The sequence below is a fragment of the Rhodococcus triatomae genome, from assembly GCF_014217785.1.
Classification (GTDB): Bacteria; Actinomycetota; Actinomycetes; order Mycobacteriales; family Mycobacteriaceae; genus Rhodococcus_F; species Rhodococcus_F triatomae.
The window spans coordinates 2,182,339-2,200,474 of the sequence record NZ_CP048814.1 but is presented as its reverse complement, the minus strand read 5'-3'; the positions used below and the strand labels follow the sequence as shown (position 1 = coordinate 2,200,474).

The window sequence follows — 18,136 nt, the reverse complement described above, 5'->3', positions numbered from 1 at the left end:
GCACCGGACGTGGCCTCCCACCGAACATCACGGCGGGAGGCCACGTTCCGGTGTCGTCAGAGAACGACGTTGACCATCTTGCCGGGCACGACGATGACCTTGCGCGGGTCCTTGCCCTCCAGCAGTGCGGCGATCTTCTCGTCGGCCAGCGCGATCGTCTCGATGTCCTCGCGTCCGGCATCGGCGACCACCGTGATGCGGCTGCGCACCTTTCCGTTGACCTGGATCGGGTACTCGACGGTGTCCTCGGTGAGCCACTTCTCGTCGGCCTCGGGGAACGGCCCGTGCGCGAGTGACTGTTCGTGCCCGAGCCTGGACCACAGCTCCTCCGCGAGATGCGGCGCCAGCGGCGCGACCATGAGCACCAGCGGCTCGACGGCGGCGCGCGGAGCACCGTCCGGGTACGTCTTGGTGAGGTAGTTCGTGTACTCGATCAGCTTTGCGACGGCAGTGTTGTCGCGCAGGCCGACGTAGTCGTCACGGACCCCGGCCACGGCCTTGTTCAGCGCACGCAACGTATCCTCGGACAACTCGTCCCTCGTGACCCGCAGGGCCCCGGTCTCCTCCTCGACGACGAGCCGCCACAGGCGCTGCAGGAAACGCTGGGCGCCGACGACGTCCTTCGTCGCCCACGGACGGGACGTGTCCAGCGGACCCATCGACATCTCGTACACCCGCAGGGTGTCGGCGCCGTAGTCGTCACAGATCTCGTCCGGCGCAACGGCATTCTTCAGGCTCTTGCCCATCTTGCCGTACTCGCGTCGGACCTCCTTCCCCTCGTGGAAGAACGCGCCGTCGCGCTCCTCCACCTTGTCGGCAGGGACGTACACCCCACGCTCGTCGACATACGCGTAGGCCTGGATGTACCCCTGATTGTAGAGGCGACGGTAGGGCTCACTCGAGGTCACGTACCCCAGATCGAACAGCACCTTGTGCCAGAACCGCGAGTACAGCAGGTGCAGTACCGCGTGCTCGACACCACCGACGTAGAGATCCACGCCGCCGGGATCGTTCGGGCCGTGGATCGAGGGCCTGGGCCCGGTCCAGTAGCGCTCGTTCTCGATGTCGCAGAACGCGTCCCGGTTGGTGGGGTCGATGTAGCGCAGCTGGTACCAGGAGCTGCCCGCCCACTGCGGCATCACGTTGGTGTCGCGGGTGTAGTGCTGCAGGCCGTCGCCGAGATCGAGCTCGAGATCCACCCAGTCGGTGGCCTTGGCCAGCGGCGGGGACGGCTCGGAATCGGCGTCGTCCGGGTCGAACGACACCGGCGCGTAGTCCTCTACCTCGGGAAGCTCCACCGGGAGAACGTCTTCCGGAAGCGCGTGCGCGTTTCCGGCGGCGTCGTAGACGATGGGGAACGGCTCGCCCCAGTAGCGCTGGCGGGCGAACAGCCAGTCCCGGAGCTTGTACTGGATGGTGCCCTCGCCGGTACCGTCCGCCTCGAGCCGGGCGATGATCGCCTTCTTGGCGGACGCGACGTCCTCGCCGTCGAGGAAGCCGGAGTTCACCAGGAGGCCGTCGCCGGTGTAGGCGCCTTCGGCGAGGTCACCACCGGAGATGACCTCGCGGATGTCCAACCCGAACGCGTGCGCGAACTCCCAGTCGCGTTGATCGTGACCGGGCACCGCCATGATCGCGCCGGTCCCGTACCCGGTGAGCACGTAGTCCGCGATGAACACCGGAACCTGCTGCCCGTTCACTGGATTCACCGCGTGGACGCCGAGGAAGACGCCGGTCTTCTCCTTGTTCTCCTGACGCTCCAGATCCGACTTCGCAGCGATCGCCCGGCGGTAGGCGGACACCGCCTCACGGGGAGTGGCGGCGCCGGCGGTCCACCGGTCGTCCACCCCGTCCGGCCAGGAGTCGGCGACGAGCCGATCGACGAGTTCGTGTTCCGGAGCCAGGGTCACGTAGGTGGCGCCGAAGAGCGTGTCCGGCCGCGTGGTGAACACCTCGATGTCGTTGCCCCCCGGGGCGGCGAACCGGACCTGAGCGCCGTACGAGCGCCCGATCCAGTTGCGCTGCATGGTCTTGACCTTCTCCGGCCAGTCCAGGTATTCGAGGTCGTCGACGAGGCGATCGGAGTAGGCGGTGATCCGCATCATCCACTGCTTGAGATGCTTGCGGAAGACCGGGAAGTTGCCGCGGTCGCTGCGGCCGTCCGCGGTGACCTCCTCGTTGGCCAGCACCGTACCGAGTCCAGGGCACCAATTGACCAGCGAATCCGACTGGTACACCAGACGATACGAGTCTACGAGGTCGCGTCGCTGCTGCTCGGACAGCTCGTCCCAGCTCCGCCCGTCCGGGGTCGGCCGGGTACCGGCCGCGAACTCCGCCTCGAGTTCGGTGATGCGGCGGGCCTTCTTCTGCTCCGGATCGAACCAGGCGCCGTAGATCTGCAGGAAGATCCACTGGGTCCAGTGGTAGAAGTCGACGTCGGTGGTCGCGAACGTCCGGCGCTCGTCGTGCCCGAGGCCGAGCCGGCGCAGCTGCCGTTTCATGTTGGCGATGTTCGCCTCGGTGGTCGTGCGCGGGTGGGTGCCCGTCTGCACCGCGTACTGCTCGGCGGGCAGACCGAACGCGTCGTAGCCGAGGGTGTGCAGCACGTTGTGGCCGAGCATCCGGTGGAAGCGCGCGTACACGTCGGTGGCGATGTATCCGAGCGGGTGACCGACGTGCAGCCCGGCACCGGACGGATAGGGGAACATGTCCTGGACGAACAGCTTGTCCGCGGGCACGTCGCCGGCGAGGTCACCGACCGGGTTGGGGGCGGCGAACGTTCCGCTCTCGCTCCACCGGTCCTGCCAGCGCTCCTCGATCCGACCCGCGAGGTCCGCGGTGTAGCGGTGCGTCGGAGTGGCGTCGGACGGGCTGGGCGTGTGGGGCTCGGTCACGGTGGTCGCTATCTACTCGGCTGCTGTCTGCTCGGCAAGGACGGGAAATACCGCTAACCAGGGTAGAGCCTCGCTGCACCCGAACTCATCCGCCCGTCCCCGGACCCGTATCCTGGTTTCGTGCTGATCGTGTCCGTGGTGCTGTTCACCCTCGCCCTCGCCGTTGCCGGTGTGGCCGTCGCCGGACTCACCGAGCGGCTCCCGCGCAACCGCTGGGCCGGCGTGCGTACCCCCGCCACCCTGCGCGACGACCAGACCTTTGCCCTGGCCAACCGCATTGCCGGCCCGACCCTGCTGGCCACGGCCGGCCTGCTGGCCCTCGGTGGACTCGGGGGCCTGCTCGTCGGCGGCCCCCTCGGTGCCGGCCTCGTCGTGGCCGCCCTCGTCACGGCGGCCCTCACCGCAGGCGCGGGCGGAATGATGGGCGCCAAGGCAGCGGCCGCACTGCCCACCTCCGACGCCGGCGCCTGCGGCAACTCGTGCGGCGCCTGCTCGCTGCGAGACGCCTGCTCCCCGTCCTGACCGGGACCGGCGCCCCATGACCGATTCCCTCCCCGGCGCCGCGTCCCCGTCCTCCCGCGCGCGCCTGTTCGATCCCGCGGGCCTGATCTTCGGCGTGCTCCTCCCCCTCGCGTGCGCCGCGTCCGGGGTGCTGCTCACCCTCGCGTGGGAAGCGCGGCTGCCCGCGGAACTCGCCACCCATTGGACGTCGACGGCTCCGGACGGTTTCAGCCCGCCGATGACGAACGCCTGGACCTTCGCGCTGTTGATCGTCCTGGTCGGCGGCGGATGCTGTGTCGTGGCCGCGTTCGCGCAGGCACTACTGCTGATGCGCCGCGTGATGCTCGTCCTGGGACTGTCGGTGGTGGGCCTGCTGACCGCGGTACAGGTGGCGATCGTGCACGCGCATCTCGATCTGGCGTCCGGCGCGGACCTGGAACCGCCGCTGTCGTCGATCGGAATCGGTGTCCTCGTGGGCGCGGTGATCGGCATGCTGGGCGCGACGCTGCTGGGCGACTTCCGTACCCGCAGCCGCGCGACGGCACCCCCGGCGAAGAACCTGCCGCGCGTCGCCGACCCCGGCGTCGTGGACGACCAGGTCGGGATCGGCCTCACCGGCTCCCTGACGGTGCTCGTGCTCGTCGGTGTGCTTCCCGGCGCCGGTGTCGCCGCCCTCGCCGGCGGATGGTGGCCGTTCGCCGTGTTCGTGCCGCTCGGCCTGCTGGTCACCGCGCTGCTGCGCTTCCGGGTGATCGTCGACGCCGCCGGCGTCCGGGTGGTGAACCTGGGCATGGTCTCGCTCGCCTACGGCATCGGCGAGATGGTCGGCGCCGAGGTTCGCGAGGTGAAGCCGTTCGACGACTTCGGCGGCTGGGGTTTCAAGATCAAGGGCCGACGCAACTACGGCGTCGTCACCCGTACCGGCCCGGCGGTGGTGATCACCACCGCGTCGGGTGAACGTCTCACCGTCACCAGCCCGCGGGCCGAGGAGATGGCCGGGACACTCAACGCCTACGCCGACCGCGAGGGCCGCAGCCCCGACCCCCGTTAGCCGGGGCGGCGCTTGCCGCGGGCGCTGTAGTTCGTCGCTACCGGTGTGCGCATTGCGGTTGTCCACAGCGGGTGCGACGGCAGCCCGATCCGTCGCCCGTCTGCACGGCACCTTCGCAGCTCCACCCTTGACACCAGCGAGCACTACGGGCAAGACTACCCATATTACTGTTACTAGTAGTTGCACATATGAATGCCCGGTGCGACTGGCCCGTCGCGACAGACACACCCGAAACACTCCAGGAGGCGACCGTGGTCGGAAATCCGAAGTGGGACGCACTGGTCGTCGGGTCCGGGCTGGGCGGGTTGTCCGCCGCCGCCTATCTCGCTGCGTCCGGCCGACGCGTGCTGCTCCTCGAGCGTTACTCGGCGCTGGGCGGCTCGTCCCACGTGTTTCGGCGCCGGGGTGCATGGGAGTTCGATTGCGGCGTGCACTACGTCGGTGACGTCGGGCCCGACGGCATCGTCACGGCCATGATGCGCGGGTTGGCGCTCGACGACCGAATCCAGTGGCTACCGATGGATGCGGAGGGTTTCGACAGGGTCATCGGCCCGGACTTCCAGTTGCGCGTGCCGGTGGGCTGGGATGCGTTCCTGGACGAACTTCTCGCCGCCTTCCCCGAGGAGCAGCGAGCTGCACGCCGCTTCCACGCGATCATGCGGCGGCTCTCCGACAGTCTCGATCGCCGCGGCCCGCACCGGCCCGGGGCCGTGGCGGCCCGCTGGATCACCGCAGCAGGTTGGGCAGCACCGTTTCTCGCGATGCCCTACGCCGGAATGCTGGCAGCATGCGGCTTCTCGCCACGATCGATACTCGCCCTGTCCGTGCAATGCGGTGCACTCGCCTCGAGTTCGTTGAGCATTCCCACCGCCGCCATGGCCGGCTTCTATCAGGACTACGTCGGAGGCGGCTCGTTCTATCCGCGCGGCGGGGGACAGATTCTGGCCGCCGGCTTCGCCGAGGTGATCACCTCGCACGGGGGAACCATCCGCACCAATGCCGAGGTGGCACGGGTGCTCGTCGAGAACCGCCGGGTGACGGGTGTCCGACTGTCCGACGGCGAGGTGCTGGAAGCCCCGGTGGTAGTGTCCGACGCCGACATCATCAAGACCTACACCGATCTGGTCGGGCTGGAACACCTTCCATACCTGTACCGCGAGCGGGTCAAGCGCTGGACCATGTCCCACCCACTGATCAACGGCTTCTTCGGTGTCGAGTACGACGTCCACAGCGGGCCGAACAGCAACTACTTCGCGATACCGAACTGGGACAACGCCGCATCACTGCTGTCGCTGACCCGATTCTCTCGCAGGATCATCGCCGGAAAGGGCATATCCGACGGGTACCGATGGGCACACGAGATGGCGGCCCAGCAGCCGATGTTCCTCCAGTCCTCCTCGCGGAGAGATCCCGGGCATCGCGCCGCCGCGCCCGACGGACACTCGACCATCGAGGTGCAGACGATCACCCCCGCCGACCCCTCCCTGTGGGGCTTCGCGGGCTACGACGTGGCCTCCGGCGAGTACCGCCAGGGCCGCAGGTACCGAGAGATCAAGAAAATCGTGCTCGACGGAATGCTCGAGCGGATGGAGCAGGCCTACCCCGGGTCGTCCTCGAAGGTGCGCCTCGCGGAGCTCGGTACCCCTGCCACCCAGACCCGGTTCGTCGGCAACACCGGTGGGGCACCGTTCGGCCTGGCGTTGCGGTGGGACCAGGCGGGCCCACTACGGCCGGGAACGCACACTCCGATCGACGGGCTCTTCGTCGTCGGCACCAGCACCACTTGGGGGCCGGGAACTGTCGGGTCCATGCTCAGCGGAGTGCATGCCGCCGCCGCGGTAACCGGGCGCGATCTGGTGAACGACATCCGCAGGGGTGACGTGATCGCGGATCCTGAGCTGCTGTCTCGGTGGCCGTCCGGGTTCGACACACTCGACGCAACCCGCGGGCTGGGGTAGGCGCGCCCCGGGACGAAAGGGTAGGAGGCAGGATCGCTATGTGCCGAATGACGTCCCACAGGACAACAGATAGCCACGCATTCCCTGTAGTCGAATCGGGAACGCGCGCAGGCTGCAGCCATTTGCGAACGTTGCAGCGTGCGCGCCTCGACCGGACTGTGCGCGGATCCGTGCGTCCCGCCCGCGCGCTTCCCTCACCCGCCGCGGAAGCACTGGCTCACACCAGAATGTCGGTCGCCCGGTGGTCGTCGGTGACTCCGTCCACCAGAATCACTCTGCCGTCGGAGTTCTCGGTGCGCAGCGGCAGGATGGCGCGATACGCGGGCGAGTCGTACCACTCCCGCGCCGCCGCGGGGGAGGGGAACTCGACGACGATCGGCGTCCCGGCCCACGTGCCCTCCAGCGGAACCGGCTCCGCACCGTGCACGAGGAACCGTCCGCCGTACGGCGCCAGTGTCGCGTCGATGCGCTCGAGGTACTCCGTGATCTCGGGTCCGAAACGCACCTCTTCGAGGACGGCAATCGCGTAGCCCCTCACCTCGGGTGTGTCCGTTTTCCTCTCGGTGTTGCTCATTGCCCTGTCCTTTCGTCGGTGCGGCCGAGGTGCCGCGGTGAGACCAGCGTGTCCCCTCCGGGTCATCCGGTCGATGACCTCCGAGGTCATGGGCAGGCGCACCCGCCTGAACTACCGTGGCGTTCATGACGGAGACGACCTCCCCGCCCGTCGGGCGCCTGCTACGCGGCTGGCGCGAGCGCCGGCGGTTGACGCAACTGCGGCTCGCCTCCGAGGTCGGCGTCTCGACCAGGCACCTGAGCTACATCGAGACCGGCCGGTCCCGGCCGACACCGGAGATGCTCCTCCGGTTGGCCGAACACCTCGATGTGCCGCTGCGCGAACGGAACACGCTGCTGCTCGCCGCCGGCCACGCACCCACCTATCCGCACCGCAGTCTCGCGGACACTCCGATGGCAGCGGTGAGTGACGCCATCGATCGCATTCTCGAGGCCCACCTGCCGTATCCCGCCGTCGTGGTCGACCACCACTGGGACATGGTCGCGGGCAACGACGCCGTCGCTCTGCTCACCGAGGGCGCGGCCGGGCACCTGCTCGAGCCTCCCGTGAACGTGCTGCGGCTGAGCCTGCACCCCGACGGGCTCGCACCCCGCATCCTCAACCTCGGCCAGTGGCGGGCCCATCTGCTGGACCGGCTGCGCAGAGAGGTGGCGACGACCGGGGACACCGCGACCGAGGCGCTCCTCGGGGAATTGGTCGGCTACCCGGGCGGTGAGGACGACACCCACGACACGTCGGCCCTGCTGGTGCCGCTGACGGTGCTCGCGGGTGACACCGTGCTGTCCCTGTTCAGTACGACCACCGTGTTCGGTACCCCACGCGACGTGACCGTCTCGGAGATTGCGATCGAGTCCTTCCACCCGTCCGACGCGGTGACCCGGGAGTTCTTCGACCGCGCGGTCAGGAGGCGGTGAGGAACTCGATGCGGGACTCCGACTCGCACGCGCAGCCGTCGATCTCCGCGCAGGAGACGACGAGGGGATGCCGCTCCCCGGCCAGTGAGACGCACTCCGGGTCCGTGCACTCGGCCAGCGCGTCGCGGTGCTCGATCAACGTGCCGTGGCAGTGGTCCAGGTCGGCGGTACATTCCAGGCAGATTCGCGCCCTGATCGCACTCACGTCCATTCACCTCCGTCGAGCATCGTCGGCACACCTCCGGTGAGCCTGTTCCTCGTTGATACCACCGGGGTGAGACAGGTCCCGCGAGGCGGGCGGGCGTGTTGGGATATCGACGCGATCGATCCGTCCCCGGGCCGGGTCAGTTGCGCTGGACGTCGATCGGGTGGGTGGCGAGCAGTGCCAGCGGCAGCGGCTGCCGACGCAGCACCGCAGCCCACATGTCCGTCATCGGTGGGCTCACGACGTCCTCCGCCAGCGCGGAGATGACGATCCAGTCGTCCCGTTGCAACTCGCCGTCCAATTGGCCGAGCGTCCATCCCGAGTATCCGGCGAAGATCCGGAGACCGGACACGAGCGGGGCGATCTCGTCCGGGTCCGAATCCAGATCGACCATCACCACCCGGCCGTGCACCCGCCGCAATCCCCGGACGCCGGTGGTGTCCGCCCCGGTGCGCAAGGTCGCCAGGCACAGCGCCGCGTCGTTCTTCACCGGCCCGCCGATGTGCAGCGTCGCCGGCCGCGCGGCGAGCGGTGCCCAGCCCGGCAGGACGTTGTGCACGGGGGTGTCGCTGGGTCGGTTGAGGACCACGCCCAGGCTGCCGCCGTCGTTGTGCTCGATCATGTAGACGACGGTGCGCCGGAAGGTCGCATCGAGCAGGTCGGTGGACGCCACCAGCAGACTGCCCGGACGCACGACCGGGTCCGCCGATGCAGTTCTGTCCTCGGGGTCTTCTGCGTGCGTCACGTAGTCATCATGGCACCGCGCGCGGACCGAGGTGACTCGAGTGGCCGAACCCCCACACTCAGGTCCGGACGAATCCGGCGACGTCCGCGAGAACGCCGAGGTGATGCTCGAACAACTCGTCCCGATGGGGGAAGCTGTCGGCGCCGTACTGCCCGAACACCTCGAAGTTCACGACGCCGAACAGCGCGGGCCACACCAGGGCACCGCGGGCGAGGACGGCGTCGGGAATCTCGAAACCCCACTCGCCGCGCACCTCTCGCATGTCCGCGGACAGTGCCGGATCCATCTCGGACGGGTCGGTGGCGGTGAGGGCCCCCACTCGGTGCGCCCGCTCGAGGATCCGGAGCACGGTCACCACGACGCGGGTACCCGGGTCCGTCGTCTGTTCGCCCGGCGCGTGATACCCGGGTACGGGGCTGCCGAACAACAGCCCGTACCGGGCCGGCTCCCGCAGGGCCCAGGACCGGACGGCACGGCCGAGTGCGAGGAACTGCTCCCGCGGATCGGTGTGCTCGGCGACGGCCGCGTCGACGGTGTCACCCAGTTCCGTGTAGCCGTCGACGACGAGCAACGTCAGCAGCTCGTCCCGACCGGCGACGTATCGGTACACCGCGGACGAGACGACCCCCAGATCACGAGCCACGGCGCGCAACGACAGTGCTGCCGCCCCGACCGTCGCGAGATGCTCGCGGCCGATACGGGTGATGTCCCGCAGGGTCTGCTCGCGAGCACGTTCCCGCGGTGTCCGTGTCATGCCCCCAGCCTGACGCTCACGGAGAGCACTGTCAACAAATGAGAGCACTGCTCTTGACAGCGGCCCCGGAGACCGGCATCGTGGAAAACGAGAGCAGTGCTCTCGCACTGCGATCGACACACCCCCCACTCGAAGGAGCACCGCCATGACCAGCATGGACATCGTCACCGGAGCCGGCCCGGTCGGCACGACCGTCGCCACTCGACTGGCCGAGCAGGGACGCCGGGTGCGGATCCTCACCCGCTCGGGATCCGGCCCCGAGCACCCCCTCGTCGAGCGTCGCGCCGTCGACGTGTCCGACCCCGGCGCACTGGACACGGCCCTGGACGGGCTCGAGCCGGGGGGAGCGATCTACCACTGCATCCACGGCTCGGCCTATCGCGCCGACACGTGGGAGCGGGAACTGCCCGCTGCCGAGGAGGTCGTGCTGGGTGCAGCGGGACGTCGCGGCGCGGTGGTCGTGTTCCCGGAGAGCCTCTACTCCTACGACGCGAGCACGCAGCCGATGACCGAGGACACTCCCCGCACGGTCACGGCCGGAAAGGGCGGGGTACGCACCGCGCTCCTCGCGGGCAGGGCGGCCTCGCCGACGCCGACGGTGAGCGTCGTCGCCTCCGACTTCTTCGGACCCCACGTCCGCACCGCCCACGCGGGGGAGCGGCTGTTCCCGCTCGTCCTGGCCGGCAAGACCGTCCGGGTCATGGGCGCACTCGACGTCCCCCACTCCTTCACGTACGTCCCGGATCTGGCCGCCGCGATGATCGCCGCCGCACAGGACCCGGCGCTGTGGAACAGCGTCCTGCACGCGCCCACCTCCGCGCCGCGCACACAGCGGGAGATGGTGCAGGCCGTCGCCGAGGCCGCAGGAGTCCCGGCCCCGAAGGCGGGCGTCCTTCCGTCCTGGATGCTGCGCGGCGTCGGGAGCGTCCATCGGGACACCCGCGAGCTCGCCGAGATGCTCTACCAGTTCGAGGACCCGTTCGTGCTCGATTCGGCGGCGAGCGAGCAGCGCCTCGGTCTGACTCCGACGGCGTTCGCCGACGCGATCGCCGAGACCGTCGCCTGGTGGCGCGAACGCGCCGCCACGGCCGCCTGACGATCGCGTCGAGACGGGCTCCGGCGGCCGACCGGGCTGCCGATAGGCTCGTCCGAATGGAGACGCAGCGCGGGCGCCGACGGCAAGCCGTCCGCAATGCCCTTCACACGCTGCGTCACTCGCCCGGCCTCGGCCGACTCACCCTGGTCCGCTTCGCCAGTCAGTTCGGGGACGGGATGTTCCAGGCGGCGCTCGGCGGCGCCATCCTGTTCAACCCGGAACGGCACACCGACCCCACTGCCATCGCCGCGGGCTTCGCCGTACTCCTGCTCCCGTACTCGGTGGTCGGACCGTTCGCCGGGGCGCTCCTCGACCGCTGGGACCGCCGCTTCGTCCTGCTGTGGGCGAACGTCCTGCGCGGGGTGCTGATCCTGGCCACGGCGGCACTGCTGTTCGCCGGGGCCGGGGAGACGCCCCTGTTCGTGCTCGCGCTCGCCGCCGTCGGTGTCAGTCGGTTCGTTCTCGCCGGCGTATCGGCCTCACTGCCCCGGGTGGTCCGTCAATCCTGGCTCGTACCCACCAATTCCGTGCTCGTCACGGCCGGCACCGCGGTCGCGGCTCTGGGCGCCGGTGCCGCCGTGACCGTGATCGGCATCGTCGGGGCGGGCGACAGGGGATCCGGGTTCGCGGTCGCCTTCGCCGCCGCCGGATCGGTTCTGGGCGCACTCGCGGCGGGCAGCTTCCCCCGCCGCCAACTCGGCCCGGACATCGGGGAGAAGGTTCGCCGCAGCGCAGTGCGCGCCGTCGCCGCCGGACTGAAGACCGGCGCGACGGCGGTCTGGGAATCGCGCGGCGTCACCACCGCGATGATCGGTATCGGCGCACACCGTGTCGTCTTCGGCATCAACACCCTCGTCATGATCCTGGTACTGCGGGTGGACGATCCGGACAGCATGCTCCCGGCCGGCTTCGCGGGATTCGGCCTCGCCGTGGCCGCCACCGCGACGGGGATGCTCGCCGCCGCGGCGACGACCCCCTTCCTCGTCCCACGGATCGGGCGTCCCCGGACGGTCGTCTCGGGTCTCGTTCTCACCCTGACCGTCCAGGCCACCCTCGTCCCGATACTCGATCAGGGGTTGCTGCTGGTGAGCGCCCTCTTCCTCGGATTCGCGGGCCAGTGCATCAAGCTGAGCGGTGACGCTTCCATGCAGATCGAGATCGACGACGCCCGGCGCGGACAGGTGTTCGCGTTGCAGGACACCGTGTTCAACCTGGCGTTCCTCGCGTCGATCGCCGCGGCAGCCACGGTGATCGCACCCGACGGCCACAGTCCCGGACTGGTCCTGGCCGGTGCCGGCTGCTACGCGGCGGGCCTGGTGGCGGTGGCGCTCAACTCCCGACGGTGACCGGGCCGCGGTCCTCCGGCTCGTCCACCCCGAACTCTCGGCCGCGCGCCAGATGGACGTCCGCCGTCGTCGGCACGGACGCGGGCTCCGCCATCCCGGTAACCCCCACCGTCCGGGTTTCGGGCAGTCGGGGCTCGTGTGCGGCGGCCGGTGCGGGGACGGGCACGCCGGGCGCCGCCTCGTCCGACCGCTGCTCGTCGAGGCCCTGCTCGGTGGACTCCGGTGCGGCCCGCTCCGGGCCCTGGACCTCCAGATTCCACGTTCCGGCACCGGACGGATCGGTGAAGTACCGAGCCTGCTCGCCCGCGGCGTCGAGACCGAGTTCGTCCCAACCCGACTCCTCCAGATCGACGTCGAGGATCGAGTGATCCGCGATGCCGTCGCCGTCCGAATCCCACATCGCGTCGTCGAGGAGCCCGTCGCCGTCGAAGTCCAGCCGCACCGCGTTCGGTACCGAACCGCCACCGACGATCAGGTCCGGTACGGACGACCAGCTGGTGGGCTCGCCGTGACCGGTTCCGAACGAGTACTCGACGGGTTCCAAAGGGTCCATACAGGCATTGGACGCACCGGGGCGGCAGACGGTTCCGCCCGATTCCGGAATCGCCGGAAGGGTCCCTTTCGCCCGGAACGTCCGGGCCGGTGTTAGCTTCGATGCCAAGAACCCCCGAGGAGACGCGCGTGACATTCCGAGTTCGACCACCGCTGGATCGGCCGCCGCTCTGCCTGGCCGTCGCCGCCACCCTGGTCGCCACTGCCCTTCCCGTGGCCGTGGGAATGTCGACGGCGCAGGCCGCGCCCACCGGATGGCTCCCGGTCAACTCGTGCGGTGAAACCGGGCTGAACCCGGCACGGCCGCCCGCTCCGGATCCGGTTCCCGGCCTGCCGCTGCCTCCGTTGCCGGACGCGATCCAGATCCCGCTGCCCTATCCGGAATTCGTCCCCGTGCCGGAGCCCGGTCCCGCTCCCGATCTCACCCGGGTCGAGCAACAGCTCCCCGACGATCCCTGTGCGAACCCCTGCCCGGATCTCACCGATCGCAGCGAGGAACCCGACGAGGCCGGGGACACGGGATCGTCCGGTTCCCACGGATCCTCGGGATCGTCCGGTTCCGCCGACCTCGGCCTCCCGCGGATCGAGATCGTGCCCCAGCCGGAGACCATCCCGATCCCCGTCCCCAGCGACAACCCCGCGCCCGAGCCGCAGCCGGCACCACCGTTCCTCCTCCCGCCGATCGAGCCTGCCGGGACGGTCGCGGCACCGCCCACTCCCGACGTCCGTGACGTCCGGCTCGTCTCGCAGTTGACCGGCCCCGGCTCGGAGAACCGCACCGACAAGCGGTGGCAGGTCTCCGGAACCGATCTGGGCATCATCTGGGAGAGCGCGCCGGGCGAGGTGGCCGTCGCCTTCGGTGACACGTTCGGCCTGGACTGGCGTCCGCCGGGCGCCAACGGAGAGGATTGGCGCAGCAACGTCCTCGGGCACAGCACGGACACCGACCTCTCCGACGGCATGACCATCGACTCGATGGTGCAGGGCAGCCGCTGCCACGCCGCCGAGATCCTCGACTCCCGGCACGTCCGCAACTACGAGACGACGACGATTCCCACCTCCGGGTTCGCGATCGGTGACCGTCAGTACATGAGCTACATGTCGGTGCGGCGGTGGAGCGTCGTGCCCGGCATGTGGTACACGAACCACGGCGGTATCGCGTACTCCGACGACAACGGTCAAACCTGGACCAAGGACCAGCACGCCAAGTGGCACAACATCTTCGGCCTGGGACGCTTCCAGGTCGCGGCGATGGTCCCGCAGGGCGATCACGTGTACGTCTTCGGCACCCCGAACGGCCGGATGGGTTCGGTGGGCCTCGCCCGCGTACCCACCGCGGACGTGCTCAACCCGTCCGCGTACCAGTACTGGGTGGCCGGGCACTGGGTCCCCGTCGTCGAGCACCTGGCCACCCCCGTCGTCGACGGCACCGCCAGTGAGCTCTCCGTGCGCTACGACGCCGAACGCGACGTGTGGCAGATGGCCTATCTGGATCTCGGTGCCGGTGCGATCGTGCTCCGGGAGGCGACCACGCCGCAGGGCGCCTGGTCCGAACGTGCCCGTCTGGTCGAGACCTACGACTACCCCTCGTCGTACGGCGGATTCCTGCACCCCTGGTCCACTCCCGACGACCTGTACTTCACGCTCTCGCACTGGGACACGTACAACGTCTATCTCATGCACGCCGAGATCGGGTGAGGACCATGAGCATTCCGGCATAGCCGGGCACCTGCACCCTTCCCGCACACGTCGAGCCATGACCGCGGGCTCCGGCGGCCCGGGGAGTTCTCGGGGCTGTGTCGTGCCCGCGGGGGCTCGAGGTCGGTAACGACACCACCTGCACGGCCGACATTACTTACGTACCGGCGCGGGGTGACGGCGGAAGGAATCAAGGACCATGATGACGAAACGAGCGCTGGCCACCGCCGCACTCCTCCTCGGTGGCGTCTTCGGCGCCACACCGACAGCCGCAGCGCAACCCGATTCGACCGGGCCGTTCGACGTGACGGAACGATTCGTTGCACCCTGGGACCCGGGTGCCTTCGCCGAACGCTCGGCGTACCCGTTGATTCTCAGCCCCCACGGCACGGCCGCGCCGATCTGGTGCCATGTGTTCCGGGGCGAGGTCTTCCACTGCGTCCAGCACGGGCCGGACGGTCCGCACGGCGTGTGGCGGGTGACCCCCGCCGAAGGCCCGTTGGCCGGCCTGCGACCGGTCTTCGCATTCAACCCGTTCGATCCGGTGCGCTGACGCAGCGAATTCGAACGGATCGAACCGGGGCGCGTCATTTTCTCGCGTGCACCGCCACCTCCGTGGCCTTGACCACGAAGTGCACCCGCGCGCCCGGAACGAGGTCGAGGTCCGCCGCCGAACCCGCGGTGATCTCGGCCGCCACCGTGGTCGCGCCGACCGCACCGGTCACCAGAACGACGGAGCCCCTGGCCTCGAGTTCACGGACGGTCACCTCGAAGACGTTGCGCGGGCTGCCTTCCGGAGCCGACGTGTAGACGGCGACCGCGTGCGGAGCGAACACGGCGACCCCGGGATCCCCCGCCCCGCAGTGCGCGTCCACCACACCGTGCACGAAAACCCCGTCGGCACTCGTCAATCCCTCGCCCCGGCCCGCACCTCCGCGCACCACCTCTCCCGCCAACAGATTCAGCCCGGCGATCCGTGCCGCGAAGTCGCTGCGCGGGCGGCTCAATACGTCGCGGACCGTCCCCGCCTCGGCGATGTGCCCGGCCTCGATCACCACCGCGCGGTCCGCCAGCGCCAAGGCGTCCAGTACATCGTGGGTGACGACGAACGCGATCCGCTCGCCGGACCGGAGCACGTCCCGCAGCAGCGCGCGGACAGCCGGGGCCGCGGAGACGTCGAGGGCCGCGAGGGGCTCGTCCAACAGGAGCACCCTCGGATCCGCGGCCAGTGCGCGCGCGACCGCCACCCGCTGTGCCTGGCCACCGGACAGCTGATGGGGGCGCCTGCGAGCGAGGTCCAGTGCGTCCACGGCCTCGAGCCACGTGTGGGCCGCCTCCCGGGAGGCACGGCGCCCGAGGCCCGCTGCTCGCGGCGCGAAGGCGACGTTGGCGGCGGCCGCCAGGTGCGGGAACAGCAGTGGCTGCTGAGCGAGCATCGCCACCGACCGGCGATGCGCGGGCACACTCACTCCCGCATCCGTGTCCGTGAGCGTGCGGCCGTCCAACACGATACGGCCGCTGTCCGGCCGGAGCAGGCCGGACAGCACCGACAGCAGGGTCGACTTACCGGCCCCGTTGGGCCCCAGAACCGCGACCACCTCACCGGGTCCCACCTCGAGATCGACGTCGAATCCACGGGCCGGCACCGCCGCTCGCACGGTCAGGGACGAGGCGGTCACCATGTCGACCACCGCGTGAAAGCGCGGGACGCGATCACCACGACGACCGCGACCACCACCAACACCAGGGACAGCGCCACCGCGGCATCCGCATCGGTCTCCCGCTGGAGGTAGATCTCGAGCGGCAGGGTCCGGGTCACCCCTTGCAGACTGCCCGCGAACGTCAGGGTGGCACCGAACTCGCCCAGTGCCCGCGCGAACGACAGCACCGCACCCGAGGCGAGTCCGGGGAGAACCAGGGGGAGGGTCACTCGACGGAACACCGTGGTGGGGCGGGCACCGAGGGTCGCGGCGACATCCTCGTACCTCCGGCCGGCCGTGCGGAGTGCACCTTCCAGGCTGACGACGAGGAACGGCAGCGAGACGAACGTCTGGGCGAGAACGACGGCTGCGGTGGTGAAGGCGATGCTGATGCCGGCCACCTCGAGATGCTGCCCGATGAGCCCGCGCCGACCGAAGGTGTAGAGCAGGGCGATGCCACCGACCACCGGCGGCAGGACCAGGGGGAGCAGGACCAGCGAACGCAGGATCTGCAAGCCGGGAAACGCGCTACGCGCCAGCACGGCAGCCATGGGCACTCCCAGGAGGATGCAGATCACGGTGCTCGCCGACGCCGTCTTCAGACTGAGTTGCAGTGCCGCCACCGAGGACTCGGACGTGACGAGTTCACCGAACCGCGACCAGTCGACACTGGCGAGCATCGCCACCAGCGGGAGTATCACGAAGAGGCCGCCGAGCGCCGCCGGCACGAAGATCCAGGCAGGCAGCCCGGACGGGACGGCAGGCGCTCGGCGGGAGATCACGGCTGGGCGAATCCTGCTTCCTCGAGAACGGCACGGCCCTGCGCTCCGGTCACCAGGTCGGCGAATGCCTGCGCGGAGGCGGACGAGCCGGAGTCCGACAGCACCGCGATCGGGTACACGTTGACCACTCCGTCCGATTCCACGAACGGCACCTCGGTGACCTGGTCACCGGCGGAAGCCGCGTCCGTGACGTACACCAGACCGGCGTCCGCCTGTCCACTCGTCACCTTGTTCAGCACGTCGGTGACGGAGGATTCCTCACTGACGGGCGTCAGGTCGACCCCGGCAGCCTCCTCGACCTTGGTCGTCGCGGCCCCGCACGGCACCTGCTGGGCGCAGGTCACCAACAGGGTGCCGTCGGCGGTCAGATCGGCGAGCGCGGTGATGCCCTTCGGATTGCCCGGCGCGACAACGATGGTGAGTGTGTTGGATGCGAAGTCCACCGGCTCACCGTCGACGAGTCCCGAGTCGGTCGCCTTCGTCATGTTCGCCGTGTCGGCCGAGGCGAACACGTCGGCGGAGGCACCCTGCTGGAGCTGCGCCACCAGATCGGAGGACCCGGCGAAGTTGAACTCCACACTGGATCCGGGGTTCTCCGCCTCGTACAGTTCCCCGATCTCGGTGAACGTGTTCTTCAACGAGGCCGCGGCGAACACGGTGATACTCTCGCCCGCAGCGGATTCCGTCGTCGCCGCCGACTCGCCGGAATCGTCCGATGCACACGCGGCCGATACCGCCACCGCCATCACGGCGGCAGCGAGAACACCTCCCACCCGCCGGGCACCTGTGCGCCGGACGACGCTGCGCTCGATATTCGACCTCATCGGCCACTCACTCCCTGTAGCGACGCCCGGTCACGTGTCGGTGCCGGGTGTCTCGACGATGACGGTGGTCGACTTGACCACCGCGACAGCGATCCGCCCGGGCTCGAGACCGAGATCCCGCACCGCCTCGCTGCTCATCAGCGAGACGACCCGGAACGGACCACACTGCATTTCGACCTGCGCCATCACCGCGTCGGTCGTGACCGCCGTGACGATGCCGGTGAACCGGTTCCGGGCCGAGCTCTCGGAGGACAGGGGATTGGCGGACGGTTTCCCGGAGTGCGTGCGTGCGAATTCCGCGAGCACGGCGCCGTCGATGGTCATCCGGCCGGCCTGATCCTTCTGCGCCGTCAGTGAACCGCCGTCGATCCACCGACGTACGGTGTCGTCGCTGACGCCGAGGAGTTCCGCGGCTTGTCGTATCCGGATACTCGTCATGCGCGGCGGGTTCCCCGAGTTGCAGCATGATTTCTCATATGCGGAAGAATACGCGATATTCAGCCGCATGCACGACTAACAAGTAGGTCGATGGACCAGGCTGC

General features: G+C 69.5%; 18 protein-coding genes and 1 pseudogene. 8 read left to right on the top strand and 11 right to left on the bottom strand.

Annotated features, from left to right (window positions below; translation table 11 throughout):
- Nucleotides 1-56 precede the first annotated feature (56 nt).
- Nucleotides 57-2,894: a leucine--tRNA ligase gene (gene leuS, locus G4H71_RS10295; RefSeq protein WP_072738866.1), complete on the bottom strand. Its 2,838-nt coding sequence runs from the start codon at nt 2,892-2,894 to the stop codon at nt 57-59.
- A 120-nt stretch (nt 2,895-3,014) separates the two neighbouring features.
- Here leuS and G4H71_RS10290 point away from each other — a divergent pair, with 120 nt between their 5' ends.
- The 3 genes from G4H71_RS10290 to G4H71_RS10280 all read left to right on the top strand — a co-directional run bounded on the left by G4H71_RS10290 (nt 3,015) and on the right by G4H71_RS10280 (nt 6,404).
- Nucleotides 3,015-3,416: an SdpI family protein gene (locus G4H71_RS10290; protein ID WP_072738867.1), complete on the top strand. Its 402-nt coding sequence runs from the start codon at nt 3,015-3,017 to the stop codon at nt 3,414-3,416.
- Nucleotides 3,417-3,432: 16 nt separating this feature from the next.
- Nucleotides 3,433-4,446 carry an SdpI family protein gene (locus tag G4H71_RS10285; RefSeq protein WP_072738868.1) on the top strand — a complete coding sequence of 338 codons (1,014 nt, stop codon included), beginning with the start codon at nt 3,433-3,435 and terminating at the stop codon, nt 4,444-4,446.
- A 251-nt stretch (nt 4,447-4,697) separates the two neighbouring features.
- Nucleotides 4,698-6,404 (top strand): phytoene desaturase family protein, encoded by a 1,707-nt coding sequence (locus tag G4H71_RS10280; protein WP_072738869.1) that lies wholly within the window; start codon nt 4,698-4,700, stop codon nt 6,402-6,404.
- 217 nt (nt 6,405-6,621) lie between these two features.
- Here the strand turns inward: G4H71_RS10280 and G4H71_RS10275 are convergent, their stop codons facing one another.
- On the bottom strand, nt 6,622-6,978 hold the full coding sequence (locus G4H71_RS10275) for a DUF1330 domain-containing protein (protein WP_072738870.1): 357 nt from the start codon (nt 6,976-6,978) through the stop codon (nt 6,622-6,624).
- A gap of 125 nt (nt 6,979-7,103) precedes the next feature.
- Between G4H71_RS10275 and G4H71_RS10270 the strand changes: the two genes are divergently transcribed.
- Complete coding sequence (locus G4H71_RS10270; protein ID WP_072738900.1) at nt 7,104-7,892, top strand: helix-turn-helix domain-containing protein; 789 nt, start codon at nt 7,104-7,106, stop codon at nt 7,890-7,892.
- Here the strand turns inward: G4H71_RS10270 and G4H71_RS10265 are convergent.
- The 3 genes from G4H71_RS10265 to G4H71_RS10255 all read right to left on the bottom strand — a co-directional run bounded on the left by G4H71_RS10265 (nt 7,879) and on the right by G4H71_RS10255 (nt 9,596).
- Nucleotides 7,879-8,097, bottom strand: coding sequence for a hypothetical protein (locus tag G4H71_RS10265; protein WP_246442296.1), 219 nt, complete (start codon nt 8,095-8,097; stop codon nt 7,879-7,881). The genes G4H71_RS10270 and G4H71_RS10265 overlap by 14 nt on opposite strands.
- Nucleotides 8,098-8,236: 139 nt before the next feature.
- Entirely contained in the window at nt 8,237-8,842 is a 606-nt protein-coding gene (locus G4H71_RS10260) for a YqgE/AlgH family protein (RefSeq protein WP_072738872.1), read from the bottom strand.
- 58 nt (nt 8,843-8,900) lie between these two features.
- A complete protein-coding gene (locus G4H71_RS10255) occupies nt 8,901-9,596 on the bottom strand; it encodes a TetR/AcrR family transcriptional regulator (protein WP_072738873.1) in 696 nt (231 codons plus the stop codon).
- Between the two features lie 145 nt (nt 9,597-9,741).
- Between G4H71_RS10255 and G4H71_RS10250 the strand changes: the two genes are divergently transcribed.
- Nucleotides 9,742-10,692, top strand: a complete 951-nt coding sequence (locus G4H71_RS10250) for an NAD-dependent epimerase/dehydratase family protein (RefSeq protein WP_072738874.1) — start codon at nt 9,742-9,744, stop codon at nt 10,690-10,692.
- A 56-nt stretch (nt 10,693-10,748) separates the two neighbouring features.
- Nucleotides 10,749-12,038, top strand: a complete 1,290-nt coding sequence (locus tag G4H71_RS10245) for an MFS transporter (protein WP_072738875.1) — start codon at nt 10,749-10,751, stop codon at nt 12,036-12,038.
- On the opposite strand, the gene G4H71_RS10240 is transcribed toward G4H71_RS10245, so the two are convergent.
- Nucleotides 12,022-12,591, bottom strand: a complete 570-nt coding sequence (locus G4H71_RS10240) for a hypothetical protein (protein ID WP_072738876.1) — start codon at nt 12,589-12,591, stop codon at nt 12,022-12,024. The genes G4H71_RS10245 and G4H71_RS10240 overlap by 17 nt on opposite strands.
- A 224-nt stretch (nt 12,592-12,815) precedes the next feature.
- Here G4H71_RS10240 and G4H71_RS10235 point away from each other — a divergent pair, with 224 nt between their 5' ends.
- A complete protein-coding gene (locus tag G4H71_RS10235; protein WP_139183362.1) occupies nt 12,816-14,288 on the top strand; it encodes a glycoside hydrolase family 183 protein in 1,473 nt (490 codons plus the stop codon).
- A gap of 199 nt (nt 14,289-14,487) precedes the next feature.
- Nucleotides 14,488-14,841, top strand: coding sequence for a hypothetical protein (locus tag G4H71_RS10230; RefSeq protein ID WP_072738877.1), 354 nt, complete (start codon nt 14,488-14,490; stop codon nt 14,839-14,841).
- A 34-nt stretch (nt 14,842-14,875) separates the two neighbouring features.
- Here the strand turns inward: G4H71_RS10230 and G4H71_RS22965 are convergent, their stop codons facing one another.
- The 5 genes and pseudogenes from G4H71_RS22965 to G4H71_RS10210 all read right to left on the bottom strand — a co-directional run bounded on the left by G4H71_RS22965 (nt 14,876) and on the right by G4H71_RS10210 (nt 18,032).
- Entirely contained in the window at nt 14,876-15,124 is a 249-nt protein-coding gene (locus tag G4H71_RS22965; RefSeq protein ID WP_437438445.1) for a TOBE domain-containing protein, read from the bottom strand.
- Between the two features lie 360 nt (nt 15,125-15,484).
- A pseudogene (locus tag G4H71_RS22960) lies at nt 15,485-15,907 on the bottom strand (ATP-binding cassette domain-containing protein); the annotation flags it as partial.
- Between the two features lie 56 nt (nt 15,908-15,963).
- Nucleotides 15,964-16,770: an ABC transporter permease gene (locus G4H71_RS10220; protein ID WP_072738878.1), complete on the bottom strand. Its 807-nt coding sequence runs from the start codon at nt 16,768-16,770 to the stop codon at nt 15,964-15,966.
- A complete protein-coding gene (modA, locus tag G4H71_RS10215) occupies nt 16,767-17,594 on the bottom strand; it encodes a molybdate ABC transporter substrate-binding protein (RefSeq protein WP_083343333.1) in 828 nt (275 codons plus the stop codon). Before modA ends, G4H71_RS10220 begins: the two co-directional genes overlap by 4 nt.
- A gap of 30 nt (nt 17,595-17,624) precedes the next feature.
- Entirely contained in the window at nt 17,625-18,032 is a 408-nt protein-coding gene (locus G4H71_RS10210; RefSeq protein WP_072738879.1) for a TOBE domain-containing protein, read from the bottom strand.
- Nucleotides 18,033-18,136 lie beyond the last annotated feature (104 nt).

Bases quoted from the DNA above. Each gene is read 5' to 3' on its own strand.
- G4H71_RS10275 (WP_072738870.1), bottom strand. From the start codon at position 6,978: ATGAGCAACACCGAGAGGAAAACGGACACACCCGAGGTGAGGGGCTAC.
- G4H71_RS10240 (WP_072738876.1), bottom strand. From the start codon at position 12,591: ATGGACCCTTTGGAACCCGTCGAGTACTCGTTCGGAACCGGTCACGGC.
- G4H71_RS10255 (WP_072738873.1), bottom strand. From the start codon at position 9,596: ATGACACGGACACCGCGGGAACGTGCTCGCGAGCAGACCCTGCGGGAC.
- G4H71_RS10210 (WP_072738879.1), bottom strand. From the start codon at position 18,032: ATGACGAGTATCCGGATACGACAAGCCGCGGAACTCCTCGGCGTCAGC.
- G4H71_RS10285 (WP_072738868.1), top strand. From the start codon at position 3,433: ATGACCGATTCCCTCCCCGGCGCCGCGTCCCCGTCCTCCCGCGCGCGC.
- G4H71_RS10250 (WP_072738874.1), top strand. From the start codon at position 9,742: ATGACCAGCATGGACATCGTCACCGGAGCCGGCCCGGTCGGCACGACC.
- G4H71_RS10235 (WP_139183362.1), top strand. From the start codon at position 12,816: ATGTCGACGGCGCAGGCCGCGCCCACCGGATGGCTCCCGGTCAACTCG.
- G4H71_RS10230 (WP_072738877.1), top strand. From the start codon at position 14,488: ATGATGACGAAACGAGCGCTGGCCACCGCCGCACTCCTCCTCGGTGGC.
- G4H71_RS10245 (WP_072738875.1), top strand. From the start codon at position 10,749: ATGGAGACGCAGCGCGGGCGCCGACGGCAAGCCGTCCGCAATGCCCTT.
- G4H71_RS10270 (WP_072738900.1), top strand. From the start codon at position 7,104: ATGACGGAGACGACCTCCCCGCCCGTCGGGCGCCTGCTACGCGGCTGG.
- modA (WP_083343333.1), bottom strand. From the start codon at position 17,594: ATGAGGTCGAATATCGAGCGCAGCGTCGTCCGGCGCACAGGTGCCCGG.